The following is a 14,534-nucleotide window of genomic DNA, read 5'->3' as shown; positions in this document are numbered from 1 at the left end:
CAGCAGGACAAAATGCCAGGAATAATCTGTTTTTAGGCTGATACACTTGCGCTATCATACATTCATACAAATTACAGTCAGACTTAATTCAGGACATATTCAGGATACCGGCCAGGATAGTCACACATGCTCAGGTGAGCCTGAGGCCCGGCCCAGGCCCCGGATCAGGCTCGGCCCTGAAAACAGGGGCAGCACGGCATGCTGCACAACAGGCTGCAGCTGCTGTTGCGGCTAAGGGGCGGTGGTGGCCGGTTAATCACACATAAGGACTGCATAAGGCCAGACAGGGCTGTGCAGATGATGGGTTAATAACTTAATCACAGGAAAAGCGTCATGCTTGAGATTAAAAACCTGAAAGTTGTCAGGGGCTCCTTTAACGTCACTCTGCCAGAGCTTTTCATCGATGATGGAGAGTGCGTTGCTCTTTGTGGCATCTCGGGTTCAGGCAAGTCAACTTTGATGGAGGCCATTGGCCTTCTGACTCCGGCTTTGTCAGTTGAGCAGTTTGTGCTTGATGATATTGAGGTCGACATGCTCAGCAATGGCGATTCAGAGGCTTTGCGTATTTCTGAGGTGGGCATTATGCCTCAGACAGGTGGCCTTTTGCCTTATCTTACAATCAGGGAAAATCTCGTTCTGCAAATTCACCTGGCGCTCAGAAAGAAAATAACCCCGGTTTTCAAAAACAAACAGGTCTCAAAGCCGGTACCGAATACTACAGTGGCCCTGCAGGAAGCTGAGGAGCGCGCTGCAGCAAGGCGTGCAGCCCGCGAGGCCACTGCAGAGAAGGCCTCTGAGGATCACTCATGGCTGGATACACTTAATGATGAGAGCAGCGTTCTTGACGGAGCCAATGCCCGCTCAGGAACATACAGTCAGCTCAGTAACCCTCATGATCAGATAAATGCCCGCACCGGTACCGTCCCTGAAGCCGTGCGCAAAGAAAGCCGTATTCCTTACATCAAGGGTGATGATCGCTACAGTCGTACTCTGAAGATAAGCAATGAGTCCGGTAATGAGCAGTGTGCCAACTTTATGCGCTCTCTTGAGCCTTATATAGAGCGTCTTGGACTTGCCGAACATCTTGACAGGCGCCCTGATCAGCTCTCAATTGGTCAGCGTCAGCGCGCCCTCTTTCTCCGCTCCATTGCTCACAAACCACGTCTGCTGCTCATTGATGAACCTACCTCATCTCTTGACCCTGATACAGCAGCAAGTCTCTTCCGCTCCATAGATGAGATTTCCCAGGAAGCGCGTATTTCAGTGCTGCTGGTTACCCACGACATTGGGGCTGCATCCCGTTACCGTCGCTACATCTACGACAAGAATGCCTCATATAAAGAACATTCTGTCTTTGTTGCAGCATCTGACAGTGGCGACAGGCAGCGCATCCCTGATGGTGATGGCCGTTTTATGTCAGGACATGCCATTGATTTTCCGGCCGCCAGCAATTTAAGTCAGAAAGTTCACGGTGGTGATGGAGGCGATGTCGATGAGGATATGCGCAATACTGTCTACAAGAGTGATGAGCAGGGCTTCCATGAGATAAGAGCAGCAGGAGACAGCAGCAGGGCCGGTGATGTGGCTGATGAGCTTTATCGCGGCTATGGCGGATCTTATGATCAGTTCAACTACAGCTCAGCTGCAGGCAGCCATGCAAAGGCTGATGATGATCTGTTCAGAGCAGGTGATGCTGCTGTGCATGGCTTTGGCGGTCGCAGAAAGATAAACGACCGTGTGACCCACTACACCACATCGCTTGAAAATCTTCAGGCACGCCTTAAAAGGCAGAGCAACAGTCAGGATGGTCATAACGTCTATGGAGCTTCACTGACTGAGGCAGGAGCTAATCTTTATACAGGAGCGGTGCATCTTCCTGGCAGTGACTACAGGGGCAGAACAGCCTCTACCCATATTACCGGGCAGGCCGCTGTCAGCGCCATTGCAGCCCAGTCAGCCTCGGACATGGCTGGCGCTGATTTAACCGCAGATATCAGTGCTTATGCCGGGCCTGCCGGTGTGGGCGGACCTGATGGAGGGGCTATGGCCGATCCTCTGCAAAGCAGACCAGGTGGCAGTATGGCAGACAGCGACAGATCGGATCTGTCTGAAAGTCAGAGTCAGCAGACAGGGGGAAGAGTCTGATGTTATTTAAGCTTGCATACAGGGAACTTACCTGGGACCGCATCATGAGCATCTGCCAGGTTGCGGCCATAGCCAGTATTATTGCACCACTGCTGCTGCTTTTTTCCCTGCGTTACGGCATTCTTGAAGAGCTCAGGGAAAATCTCATGAATGATCCCAAGGTGCTTTCTCTGACTCTCGATACTTCCTATCGCCTCGACAGTGCCTTTTTTAACAAGCTCAAGAGTAATCCAAATGTGGGCTACATTATTCCTGAGGTCACAGCACTCAATGCCCTGGTGGATATCAAATTCCCTGGCGGTGTCAAAAGAGCCGAGGTTATTCCTACCAGCCCGGGCGATCCTGTAGTGCTGGGATCTGATATTGCCTACAGCTCAGACAGTGATGCTCTTGCAGATCATGAGACTTTCATTAACGAGAGTTTTGCCCTGCAGCGTAACCTCAAGCCTGGCGATACCATAACAGCTGTAATTTCCCGTACCCGTGAGGGCATGCGTCAGAGTGCCCGTATTGAACTTACCGTCAAAGGCATTATTAAACAGCGCTTTGTCGACAAGGACAGCATCATGGTTAACCTTGATGTGGTCAACGCCATTGATGATTACCGCAACGGCTATGATCCGGCTTTGCTTACTGACGGCAATTATGTGCGCGAAAAAGACCGTATCTACGCCAAATTCCGTCTTTATGCCCGGGATTTGGCTGCTGTAACACCTTTGTATTATTCACTTGTCGAGCGCCATCTTAATGTCACCTCCAAGATTCGTGAGATTGAGAATGTCAACGCCATCAGCAGGGTGCTCAACTTTGTTTTTGGTGTGGTTGCGCTGGTTTCCGTTACTGGTGGCGCCATTGCTCTGGGCGGACTGATTTTCAGCTCCCTCAAGTCCCGCCGTCGCAATCTGGTGCTCTTAAGACTGATGGGCCAGACCAGATCAGATATCTATCTGCTGGCCACCATAGAGGCTGTCATTATTTCCCTGGTGGGCTTTGTCCTTGCCTATGTCCTTTACAGCATTGGCTCGGGCATCTTCAATGACTACTTCCACAACCTCATGATGGGACCTGTCATCAGCCGTCTGACCGTGCTGCACATAGTATCGTTCCTGGGTGCAACAGTAGGTATTGCCTCAGCAATAGCTCTGCTTTCCACCCATTATGTCTTCCTTAAGGTTCAGATAGCAGACATTCTGCGTGAGGCCTGATGCACTCGCACCTGGCCCCGCATTGACAGGCCGGCTCTGCTGCCCGGCCCGGCCTGCTGACAGCTGCACCCGTCAGCGGTTGCCCTGGCGGCCGGGCGGGCTGTGCACAAAATCACAATTGCTGCGCTTTTTCCTGGCCTCTGTCGTGATCATAGTCTTTTACTGTGGCACTATAGGCCCTGGCTGTGTTATTGACTTTAATTATGTCAAAACCGCTTTATGACTGCACGGTCTGTAGGCTGTTTGCTGGATAAACCTGGAGCAGCAGCTCTTCTTTCACTGGAGAAATTTATTATGCAAAAGTCTTTACTGTCTCAGGCATGCGCTCTTGCCGGACAAGGTTTCAACAGCGTCAGACAGGGCGGCAGGGCCATGTTGTTGTCCGCTCTGCTGGGCATGGGTGCTTTTGCTGTTGCTGCTGCCGTGACTCCGGCTCATGCTGACGAGGCCGATAAGACCTGGAATCCCAAGCCGGCTGCAGATGACGTCACCGTAGCAATGCCCTGCGGCGGTTTCATGGTGTTCAGAAAGGTTTATACCAGCAATGACAAGAAGCTGGATGACAAGGGCTTCTCAGCCGGCAGCAACAATGCCGGCTCCATGCTCTCGCAGTCACCTAACAGCCGTTACATCCAGGGCGCTTTCCACGATAAAGACGGCTATTACTATCTGATCTCAAAATATGAGCTTACCGAGGCCCAGTATGAAGTACTCAGTTCCTGGAACGGTGGCAAGGGCAAGTGTACGACCAAAAAGTTCACCGTCAGAGATCGTAATCCCAAGACCGGTCTGTCCTGGTTTGATGCGGTCAACCTGACCCGCTCCTATTCGTTGTTCCTTTCAGGCGAAGGCGCAGCAGCTGCTCCGCAGAGTGCTGATAAGATACCGGCCTTTGCCCGTCTTCCTACCGACAGTGAGTGGGAATTTGCAGCCCGTGGCGGCATGAATGTATCCTCATCTGAATTCAGTGCCGACGTCTTCCCTTTTGCCGAGGGCAAGACCATTGCTGATTATGCCTGGTTTAAAGGTCAGGGCAGCTCCTCTGACGGCAAGGTACGTGTAGTAGGTCTCAAGGAGCCAAATCCTCTTGGTATTTATGACATGCTGGGCAATGTCTCGGAAATGATGATTGATCCTTTCCATGCTACCCGCACCGGCCGTCTGCATGGTCAGTCCGGTGGTTTTACCGTACGTGGCGGCAGTGTGCTCAGCGGACCTGATGAGATGATTACGGCCTATCGCTTTGAGCGTGCCTACTTTACCAAGGGCAAGGAAACTCAAAGCCGTGACATGGGCCTGCGCATGGTACTGGCCCTGCCATTTACCACTTCCATGGGCGAAGTACGTGATCTCAATGCACAGGTAGCCCAACTGGGTACTGATGATGCGGCTGATACCAAGGGCGGCGGCAGCGTTAATGCCCTTGGTGAGCTCGATAAGATTCTGGCACAGCACAAAGCCGCCCAGCAGCGTGCTGAGGCTGAAAGCAAGAAGGCCATGGAGCAGGCTGCCAAAGCCCGCGCACAGGCTGAGGAGGCCCGTAAGCTGGCCGAGTCGGCCAAGTCTTCAGCCCAGGCCGGATCTGATGCCGTCAAGGCTGAAAACGATCAGCTTAAAAAGGAGCTGGCTGCCCAGAAAACTGAGGCTGATACTGCCCGCAAGGAGCTTGAAAGCATGGGGCAATATATTCTGACCATGAATCAGAACCTCAACAAGCTGCGCTCCAATATGATTGAGTCCAATGCCCGTCGTGATGAGATGCGTGACCGTGCCATTATCTCCAGCATGCGTCTGGGCGGCTATCTGTGCAGCAGTATTGCCAAGGCCGAGGTAGAGCGTGAGCTTAAGGCAAATGTGCTGGCCATTCTGACCCGCAGTCAGAAGAACATTCCATGCGATGAGGGTGATGACAAATGCGTCAAGCGCAAGGCAGAGCAGCTCAAGAAGGCTGAAGAAAACGTAGCCATTGCCGGTGTTACCGTGGATTACCTGCTCTCTTACTATGCTGACCACCTGACAGATACCAACGATACCTTCGATCACAAATTCATCAAGGCTCAGCTCAAGAACGCCCAGCAGGCCATGGGCCGTAACAATGGCGAGCTGCATCGTTATATTGCTCAGTTCGAGACTGACGCTGCAAAGTACAGCAGTGGCAGCCGCGACCTCGAGGAAAACAAAAAGCGCTGGCTCAAGCAGTGCATTGGTATTGCCCGCAGCAAGTAGGCCATGCCCCAGCCCGGCTGCCGCCGTGCTGCCGCGCGGTGGAGGTCCGGCGCCTCCATGCTTACAGCTGCTGCAGTATTAACAGTCAATAAGGACAGTCAGATGTTACGTTTTATGCGTCTTGACAGAGAGGCACTGGCCCCTCAGACAGTTGATGCCATGACTGGCACAGCCTCACTGCTGGATTCATTGAATATCAGTAGCAATGCCCGTTCTCTTATTGCCTCTGTGGATGCTGATGGCAGCAAATTCAATTTCACCACAGCTTTTTCGGGCAACGTCACAGGAGTTTTTCTGGTGGACGGTGTGCCTCAGTTTGAGGACGGCCATAAAAATGCCGCAGCCCGATATGAAGCCGCCACGGCCGAGATTAGAAGTGCTCTGGAAAGTGCTTATCCTTCACCCAGAGCAGGCGCCATTCCTGACAGCAGCCATACTCTCAGCGCCCCTGAGTTTCTCTGTCTGCTGTTACAGTATCCGCAGCATCTGGTGGTAGTCGATGACAGTTATCCGGTTATAGTTCCCGCCATGGAGAGCGGCTATTACGCCACCATGCTCGATGCTGCCCACACAGCCGCTGATGCAGCAGCGGCTGCTGCAGCCGCAGCTGTGCCGCCACCGCCGCCTCCACCTGCAGCCGCTCCGGCAGCAGTCCCACCGCCACCTCCGCCACCGGGCGCTCCAGCAGCAGGAGCTGCCGCCGGCGGTGCAGCGGCCGGAGGCCTGAGCGGCTGTCTGATTGCCCGGCTTATCGGCCTGCTGTTGTTGCTGCTGGTTCTGGGCATTTATTTCTGGCGTTTCTGGCCATGGCCATTTGAGGATCTGGTCAATTCACAAGTCGATGAACTTACCATGCTTGAGGAGCAGCTGGTCCGTGATGAGTCGGCTTTTGCCAGGGTCAATGAGCTGCTCGAACAGAGTGAGTCTCTGATTTCCCTTTCCGAAGAGAACAGCCGTCTTAATGATCTTGATGCTCAGCTGGCAAAGCTCGAGCAGGAACTGCAGATCCGAGAGGATCTTGAGCAGCTGTTGCTTCAGACTGATGCATTCCTTAAGGAAGAACAGCAGCCGGCAGTTCAGGCGGCCGCTGAAGCTGGCGCAACAACTGATAAGACCGTAACAGCCAATGGTAAAAAGCTGCCCAAGTGCGAGACTATTATCAAAGAGGGCAAAGTTCCGCAGCTGCTGATTGCAACTGACGGTTCGGGCTCCATGATTAAGCCGCTTAATGACGGCACCATGAGAATTACCGCAGCCATTAAGGCGGCTCATGCTCTTGTGGACAGTGTTGATAAGAATGTGCCGGTCAGGCTCTTTGGCATGCAGGGATGTCCCCTGGCCCGCGATTACGGAACTTTTGGTGCCTCACAGCGTTCTGCTTTGAAAAAGGCCATAACTCAAACCAATCCCATGAATGTAAGAGGCATGCTGCCATTTGAGGTTCTGACTCCTCTTATCAGTGGTCTTACCGGTATGGTCAATGCGGCTCCGGCCGGAGTTGAGAGTGTTGGTATTCTGATTTCCGATGGTGTCGATACCTGTAAGAATACGGAGAATATGGATATCTGTGCTGTTGCCAGAAAACTGCATAAGAGTAAGCCACTGCTTAAAATTCACGTCATTCTCATAGGAGAAGACGCTCCTGATGCCAAGTGTGTAGCAGATATTACCGGAGGTAAGGTCTACCGTCCGGGAGATGCCATCAAGCTGGTTTCCAACCTCAAAAGCGCCGGCAAAGCCCTGGAGAAAGTCTGCAATTAGACCATTAAACATTGCTGCCTGACCGCAGCCACCCCGGACGCAGCCCTCACTCATCCGTCCTGAATGCGGCCAGGGCGCCCCTCCAACCGGACTGCAGCCAGGGCGCCCCTCCAACCGGACTGCAGCCAGGGCACCCCTCCAACCGGACTGCAGCCAGGGCACCCCTCCCTCCGTCCGGACAGGAGACCGGGCATATGGCCCCCATGTACACAGGATCACCATATGTCATTGCCCCTTTATGTAAGCCTGTTGGCTCTGTGCGCTGTTTAAAGCTTTACAATGGCAGTTCAGCTGTATTGCAGGCGCTGCAGCCAGTGCCGCCTTGACCAGGTTCCATGGTATTGCAGGTGCTGCAGCCTGTGCCGCCTTGACCAGTTGCCATGGCGGCTGCATGCTTTCAGGAGTAACAGCTTTTCGTGGATGCAGTCAGTATCTGTTTTTACATACTGTCCTGGTTCCAGGTAAGAGCCTGGTACAATAGGCCTGGTATCATTTTTCAGACTGTCAGCCATCATACATTCTGCCTGTATGCAGCTTATGCGGATTTCCTGTCGCAGAGAGCTGAAAGTGCGCAGCTGAGAACATCCCAGAAAGAAATTAAGAATTTGTACCTGAACACCTGCTGGCTTCTGCCGCCAGTAAGAGCATCACATTCATCAGGAGTGCTGCAGCGGCCACCAGCATTTGAGTTCCGGCTGCAGAATGTCCGCCAGGCTATGCCCCTGCAGAATGCAGACAGTGCACTGTATTCATGTCAGATGGTTTTACGCTGATGGGACTGCCATACTGACTGGTGCAGAGGCACTGATTTTTACAAGAACAGATTAGACGTTGATATTCACGTAGTTCTGGCTGAGGGCTTTTCCTTATGCCAGTTTGTGTTGCTGACCTGACAGGCTCGGACTCTGCCGTCCTGAAATGGTCTGCCGGCCGTTGTGAGATCTTCTAATGCTGTAAAGAGCATGGAAAGATCTTTATTCTGGCCATCATCACATGCCCAGCCCGGGGCAGATCCGGTGCAGCAAATAATGGCCCGACCTGTTTCCGGCAGCTCACCATGCCTCGGCTACGGGGCGGTCCCGCCGCGCGACATGACAGCAGGAGCGGTTTTGATCCCGGGAACGGGCCGGTTCTGTCTGTGGCTTCATGCTGCCTGTATGTATTCCAGCTGACATGACAGTGTGGCCGGGCCGTTCACGGCTCCGGCTGCATGCGCATTATGACAGCGCATATGGTAACTGGCCTGGCCTTGTCTGGCTGTGCTGTTGGGAGCAGCTGGGTTGGTGGGCCCGGGAGCTCCATTTGGCTGAATGGGGCTGTGATGAGCAATGATTTACTTGAGCTGCTCTTATGCCCGCCTTAGTAAGGAAATATGAGGCAGCTGCAGTTGTGTCTTTCACAGGGAAAGAGAAAAAGCTAAAACGAGGTTCACATGCGAAGAGACCCGATTGTCAGCGGCAATATTTCTGAGCTGGTACCAATTGGTCTGGACGGACGTCCTGTTTATACCAATGCAGGCTCATTTCTTGATGCTTTGACTTTCAATAACAAGTCCCACAACGATTTCATCCGTCATCTGGCCGTACCTCAGATGTCAATCGATGGCCTGCACATGGATTGGTATGTTCCATTTGAGCCGTCTGCAGATAAGGGCACGCATGATATAGTGTCCTGGTATGACGTCGATCAGAAACAGAGGGACGAAGCCATCGAGCTGTTCAGACGCATGGAAAGCGCTCTTACCGTCACCGGACGCGCCATGGCTCGTCAGTCAAGTCAAAGCAGTCTGAGTACCATTGCCCGCTATCTTGAAAAGAACAGTACGCGCTGTCTCCCGGCCCTCCATTTTCCCGGTCCTGACTGTATATATTTTGTAGATGGTGTTCCGGTGATCACTTTCTGGGGTTTTACCAGAAACATGAAAACTCTTTCACAGTCACCTTTTGAATGCCTTACAGGACCAGAGGCCATGAAGAGGCCTGTGGTCAATGACACGCCTCCTGTTGTTTTCAAGGCAGTGACTGACAACAGTGATGATAAGACGCAAAAGTCATCAGGGCAGGAAGATGCAGCCTCAGAAGGCAGCCCGGTGGGTGCTGGAGCAGCCAACAGGAAGCAGGATGCAGGCAGGAGTGCTGTTCAGGGCAGCGGTTCTGACAGCAGGGGCGGTGCAGATGGTATGTCGCGTGCGGTGCTTATTCTGGCGGCATCGATTTGCCTGCTTACCATAGTGTTGCTGTTAAAGTTTCTGGGTGTATTTGACCGGGCTGACAACGCAGCAGTCAGCGCTCAGACAGACAACCAGATTTACCTTGACTCATCATATCTGGACAGCGCGCAGGACCAGGCCCTAAACAGGGCTGCGCAGTCAGTCTCTGAGGCTGAGTCTGCTGACGCAGCTGCAGCTGATGAGCCGGCAGCAGAAGCTCCTGATACAGAGTCTCTGGCTGAGGCTGAGTCTGCTGATGCAGCTGCAGCTGATGCTGCAGCTGCCAATGAGCAGTCTGATGCCGGTGCCGGCTCCGCTGTCAGCGCTGAGGTCTCATCAGAAGCAACGGCTGAGCAGGCAGGTCAGGAGAACGGGATCTATCTGTCTGAGGAGTATATCGACTCTCAGTAACAGCCCGGGGAAGCCGGACAGGTGAGATCTTAGCTCTCATGTAATAATATGCCGTCAGGGCCGGCCAGCAGATGAGCAGCTGTCACGGGATGCATGTCCTTACAGCGTCATTTGCAGGAATTAAAGCTTATCTGTATGAGGATAAGCACTTATTGGTTAAAACGAACAGAGGACTGCGCAGGCTGTACTGTCTGAGGGCAGAGGCCGTGGAGATGATTATTCTATGGATCAAAAACTGCTTGTAACTATCGATACTACCAATTTTGTAGCGGTTGGCTACGGAAACGACCGTGTTTATAAGATGGCAGAGCAATTTATCAAATCTCTTGCTTTGTCGTCAGTACCTGAAGAGCAGATTAATTATCTGGCCCGTCCAGTGCTGCATTCAGATGAAGTTACCATTGACTGGAAAATCCCTTTTGATTCAACAAAGTCTGATGGCAGCTATTCGATAGTAAAGTGGACATCGGCCACCCCTGCAGAGCGTGCTGATGCTCTGCAGAAAATCAGGGAGTTTGAGCGCAATCTGCACACCTACTCCAAAGAGGCCTGGCGTACCAAGGAAGATACTCTGTTTGTAAACTTTCTGATAGGTGAACAGAGCAGTCGTAAGCTCAACGCCATTCATTTTCCAGGTAAGGAATATGTTTACATTGTTGACGGCAAACCGGTAATCACCATGTGGGGCTTCCTTAAGGACAGCAATGATCCTGCAGTTCTGCCATCGTCTCGTCTGCAAGAGGAGATCCCAAAGTTCACCGGTGGTGCTTCATTTACTCCACCGCCACCTCCTTCTGCTCCGGCACCGGAGCCAGCTCCATTTTCTCCACCGCCTGAGCCTCCACGTCAAGAGCCGCAGCCTGCACCTGTTGAGCAGGGGAATGCCTGCACCAGACACAGATGCTGTGCTCCTTTTATTGCCGGCGGCATCTTTGCCGGACACACTCTGTGCTGGGTGATTTTCTTCCTGTTACTGCTTCTGCTGCTGATTCCGCTGTTGATCTGGCTGCTATGGAAGTACTTCGGCCTTTTTGCAGGCCTGCTCAACCCATTGTTTGGTGCTCCAGATCTGCCGGTGCCTGATCTGAATCCTCCAGCTGTTGAGGCTCCGGCTGTCGACCTGTCGGCACCTGATCTTCCTGCAGCTGATCTAACAGCACCTGATCTGCCGTCAGTAGATCTTCCAGCTGTTGATCTGCCTGAAGTTAATGTCAACGGCAATGGTCCATCCATGAGCCTGTCAGGCGGTGACGGCGGCATGCCAGCCGGAAACGGCATGGATGCCGGCAATATGCCAATGGGCGGCGGCATGCCGGCTGGCAGCGGAGCCTCTGGTGCTGCTGGTGGCGCAGGCGCTTCCGGTGCTGCTGGTGGCGCAGGCGCTTCCGGTGCTGCTGACGGCTCAGGTGCGGCTGGCACAGCTGACACCGGCGGCGCTGCAGGCGCTTCTGACGCCGGTCAGTCCGGTCCATTACCTCCACCTGATCCTCAGATGCCGGCCCAGCAGTCGCCTCAGGCCGCTGTGGAGGCTGCACGTGCCGCAGAACGTCAGGCTGCCATTGATGCAGCCCGTGCTGCCGAAGAGCAGGCACTTAATCCAAATGCACCGGCAAGACCGGTTGCTCCACCTGATCCGGTAATGCCTGCTGGAACCAAGGGCCTGTCCTTCAGCAGCAAAGATCTGCAGAATCAGGGCGTATCTGTGCTCAACGGCGACTGGAATACCAGGTCACCGCTGATGGACAGCGCCAACGGCAAGCCGCTGCAGATGGCCTACAAGTTCAATGATGGCAAGGGTGAAATCACTGTTACCCGTCCTAACGGAGCCAAGTGTACAGCCCCAATAAGCGCAGCTGTAAAAGGTAAGGACATTGTCATAGAAAACGGTGGCAAGGCAGTCTGCCCTGATAACAGCACCTATCAGCTGCCTCAGGTAAAGTGCACTCCTGATGCCAGTGGCAAGGTAAGCTGCACTGGTCAGAATGGTAATCAGCGCTTCCCTATAACTCTGTATTCAAGACAGTAGTTTTAACGGTCACTGTTGCTGACACAGCCGGACCGGATCCGTATTGCAGGCGCGACCGTGCACAGCCAGTGACCTGTACTGTCTTATGCCTGAGACAGCCTGACCAGAGCGCTACAGCGCGCACAGGCTGTCCGGCAGAGCTAAATTGTGATGTGAATTATTATCCAGACTGCTCTGCAGGTAGATGCCGGTGCATCACGGCAGAAGTCTGGTTTTTTTTTTTTTTATGTTTTCTGCAGCGGCAGGCGGCTGCCAGTGACCCAGGCTTAAGTCAGAGTCTATATAAGCTGTCCGCCTGCACTGCAGGCAGTGGTATACTTAGCAGGGGCAAAAATGCCATGTATATGCTATTTGATTGAATAAAGCTGTTTCCTGCATTAAATGATGCCGATTATTCTGTCAAGTCACTTCAGGGGCTTCAAGCAGTACTGCAGCTCTCAGCCAAATAGCATAGCAGCCTGTATCAGACATGCACCTTAAGCAGGTTATGTAAGAAACCATATGGAGCGTATTTAATGTTATTCAAGAAGACTGTTATTGCAGCTGCTCTGTCAGCCTGCCTGGCTGTTACCGGTTGTAACTCCACCAGCGGTTCCTCATCTTCATCGGGCGGCGCTGATCCTCGTCTGACCAGCAAGGAGTTTAATGTGGACGGAGCCTCTTATGGCGTTGCCTGTCTGTCCGGTGCTGCTGTCAGTGGCATTGGCTGTCTGCTGCTCAAGGGGGGTGACAAGAAGGCCTGTATTGCTGTTGCTGCTCTGGGCTGCGGTGCTGGCATGGGTGCCAATGCCTTAATGGACAAGCTTCGCTCCAACTACAACACCCGTGAGGAGCAGCTTGATGGCCTTATTGCCACCATGGAAGACAGCCGTCAGAAGGCTGCCATGATGGCCTCAACAGCTCAGGCTGTATATGCCGAGGATCAGGAAAAGTTCAAGCTGCTGCAGGCTCAGATCAAGAAGAGCAAGGCTGATCGTGCAGAGCTGGAGAAGACTGTGGCTCGCTACGATGCCAACATTAAGATTCTTAAGGAGAACCTTGATTACCACAACAAGTCTCTGGCCAGCTATAAGGAAGTACGCAGCCAGATTGCAGCTGAGGGCAACCTTACACCAGATGAAAAGCAGCGTATCAAAGAGTGCGATCAGCAGATTGCCCGTCTGCAGAAGTCAATCAAGGAAATCGAGGGTGCATATCTCGCCTACAGCGAGGACTCCAATGTTCTTCACCTGACCATTGATGGAGGCAGCAAGGCTGCTTAATCGGGTCTGCACTGACGACAGTGCTGCCCTTAATGTCGGGTGATGCACTCGGAGGGGACGGCCAGCTGCACCTGTTACACAACTGACGACGCCCCGGCTGCGGGCATATTACGATGTCTTCGGCTGCGGCATCTGACATTTTCAGACAGCAGCTGGCCGCCCCTGGCTGCCTGCGCTGACGCTTCCGGGCAGCTGCATGCTGCCCTCACTGCGGCATCTGTCTTTACCTGACAGCTGCAACGGTCACATAACTGATGGCGGATGGCTTCCCTTATCGAAAAGATGCTTAATGCACAGCCAAATGCTGCTCTGCTGTGAAAGTGTACGCTTCTTATGAAGCTGTCAGGCTACATCATTCATCAGGCAACGGTCTGTCATTGGTTTTTGAAATCTACTGTAAGGATCCTCGTGTCATGTTATTCAGGAATTATGTGCTGGCTGTTGCTCTGTGTGCCAGCCTTGCCTTGACTGGATGCAGCTCGAATTCAGTTTCATTTCCAGATGATGCTGATCCCCGCCTTACCAACCAGGAGTTCAGTGTCCAGCCTGCCTCTTATGGCGTAGCCTGTCTTGCAGGTGCTGCAGTAGTAGTCACTGCATGTATTATCCAGGGCAGAAGTCGAGAGGTCTGCCTTGCAGCGGCCGCCATTGGCTGTGCTGTAGCCATGGGCGCCAATGCCTTAATGGACAGGCTGCGCTCAAGCTATAACACCCGTGAGGGGCAGCTTGATGGTCTGATTGCGGACATGGAAAGCAACCGTCAGAAAGCAGCAATGATGGCATCCACCGCCCAGGCTGTTTATGCTGAGGATAAGAAAAAGTTCAAACTCCTTAAGGCTCAGATCAAGAAGAATAAGGCTGATAAGGCCGATCTTGAGAACACTGTGGCCCGTTACGATGCCAACATCAAGGTCCTCAAGGACAACATCAGCTATCACGAGAGAAGTATTGCCAGCTACGCCAGAGTGCAGGAAAAGCTCTCTGCCGATGGCGACATCACTCTTGAGGAGAAAAAGCGTCTTAGGGAGTGCGATAAGCAGATAACCCGTCTGAAGAAGTCCATAAAGGAAATTGAGAGTGCCTATCTTGCTTACAGCGAAGACTCCAATGTGCTGCATCTGGCTCTCAATGGCGGTGACAAGGCAGCCTGAGTGCTGACGCATTCAGGCCCGTACAGTCATTGCTGTCCTGCAGTCAGTGCAGTCAGGTTATTCGGTGCTGTCCTGCAGTCAGTGCAGTTGATGCAGTCATGACAGACACTGAGGGCTATGCAGTCACAGCAGTCTGGA

Annotated in this window: 8 protein-coding genes; all 8 read left to right on the top strand. The window is 53.0% G+C overall.

All coding sequences use genetic code 11. The features are described 5' to 3' along the window. Window positions 1–333 precede the first annotated feature (333 nt). On the top strand, window positions 334–2,145 hold the full coding sequence (locus tag MXE39_RS01865; protein ID WP_246976785.1) for an ATP-binding cassette domain-containing protein: 1,812 nt from the start codon (window positions 334–336) through the stop codon (window positions 2,143–2,145). Continuing rightward, entirely contained in the window at window positions 2,145–3,350 is a 1,206-nt protein-coding gene (locus MXE39_RS01860) for an ABC transporter permease (protein WP_246976788.1), read from the top strand. The genes MXE39_RS01865 and MXE39_RS01860 overlap by 1 nt, the downstream gene beginning before the upstream one ends. Before the next feature lie 294 nt (window positions 3,351–3,644). Beyond that, window positions 3,645–5,576, top strand: a complete 1,932-nt coding sequence (locus tag MXE39_RS01855) for an SUMF1/EgtB/PvdO family nonheme iron enzyme (RefSeq protein WP_246976791.1) — start codon at window positions 3,645–3,647, stop codon at window positions 5,574–5,576. Window positions 5,577–5,678: 102 nt separating this feature from the next. Beyond that, window positions 5,679–7,337: a hypothetical protein gene (locus MXE39_RS01850; RefSeq protein WP_246976794.1), complete on the top strand. Its 1,659-nt coding sequence runs from the start codon at window positions 5,679–5,681 to the stop codon at window positions 7,335–7,337. 1,432 nt (window positions 7,338–8,769) lie between these two features. Beyond that, window positions 8,770–9,957, top strand: coding sequence for a DUF295 domain-containing protein (locus tag MXE39_RS01845; protein WP_246976797.1), 1,188 nt, complete (start codon window positions 8,770–8,772; stop codon window positions 9,955–9,957). A gap of 223 nt (window positions 9,958–10,180) precedes the next feature. Further along, entirely contained in the window at window positions 10,181–11,983 is a 1,803-nt protein-coding gene (locus MXE39_RS01840; RefSeq protein WP_246976800.1) for a hypothetical protein, read from the top strand. A gap of 515 nt (window positions 11,984–12,498) precedes the next feature. Next, complete coding sequence (locus tag MXE39_RS01835) at window positions 12,499–13,245, top strand: hypothetical protein (RefSeq protein ID WP_246976803.1); 747 nt, start codon at window positions 12,499–12,501, stop codon at window positions 13,243–13,245. Between the two features lie 413 nt (window positions 13,246–13,658). Continuing rightward, window positions 13,659–14,396 (top strand): hypothetical protein, encoded by a 738-nt coding sequence (locus tag MXE39_RS01830; RefSeq protein ID WP_246976806.1) that lies wholly within the window; start codon window positions 13,659–13,661, stop codon window positions 14,394–14,396. Window positions 14,397–14,534 lie beyond the last annotated feature (138 nt).

This window comes from Anaerobiospirillum sp. NML120511, from assembly GCF_023050955.1.
In the GTDB taxonomy this organism is placed as follows: Bacteria; Pseudomonadota; Gammaproteobacteria; order Enterobacterales; family Succinivibrionaceae; genus Anaerobiospirillum.
This window is presented reverse-complemented; position numbering and strand designations above follow the sequence as displayed.

Coding starts and splice junctions, on each gene's coding strand:
- MXE39_RS01865 (WP_246976785.1), top strand. CDS start 334: ATGCTTGAGATTAAAAACCTGAAAGTTGTCAGGGGCTCCTTTAACGTC.
- MXE39_RS01860 (WP_246976788.1), top strand. CDS start 2,145: ATGTTATTTAAGCTTGCATACAGGGAACTTACCTGGGACCGCATCATG.
- MXE39_RS01855 (WP_246976791.1), top strand. CDS start 3,645: ATGCAAAAGTCTTTACTGTCTCAGGCATGCGCTCTTGCCGGACAAGGT.
- MXE39_RS01850 (WP_246976794.1), top strand. CDS start 5,679: ATGTTACGTTTTATGCGTCTTGACAGAGAGGCACTGGCCCCTCAGACA.
- MXE39_RS01845 (WP_246976797.1), top strand. CDS start 8,770: ATGCGAAGAGACCCGATTGTCAGCGGCAATATTTCTGAGCTGGTACCA.
- MXE39_RS01840 (WP_246976800.1), top strand. CDS start 10,181: ATGGATCAAAAACTGCTTGTAACTATCGATACTACCAATTTTGTAGCG.
- MXE39_RS01835 (WP_246976803.1), top strand. CDS start 12,499: ATGTTATTCAAGAAGACTGTTATTGCAGCTGCTCTGTCAGCCTGCCTG.
- MXE39_RS01830 (WP_246976806.1), top strand. CDS start 13,659: ATGTTATTCAGGAATTATGTGCTGGCTGTTGCTCTGTGTGCCAGCCTT.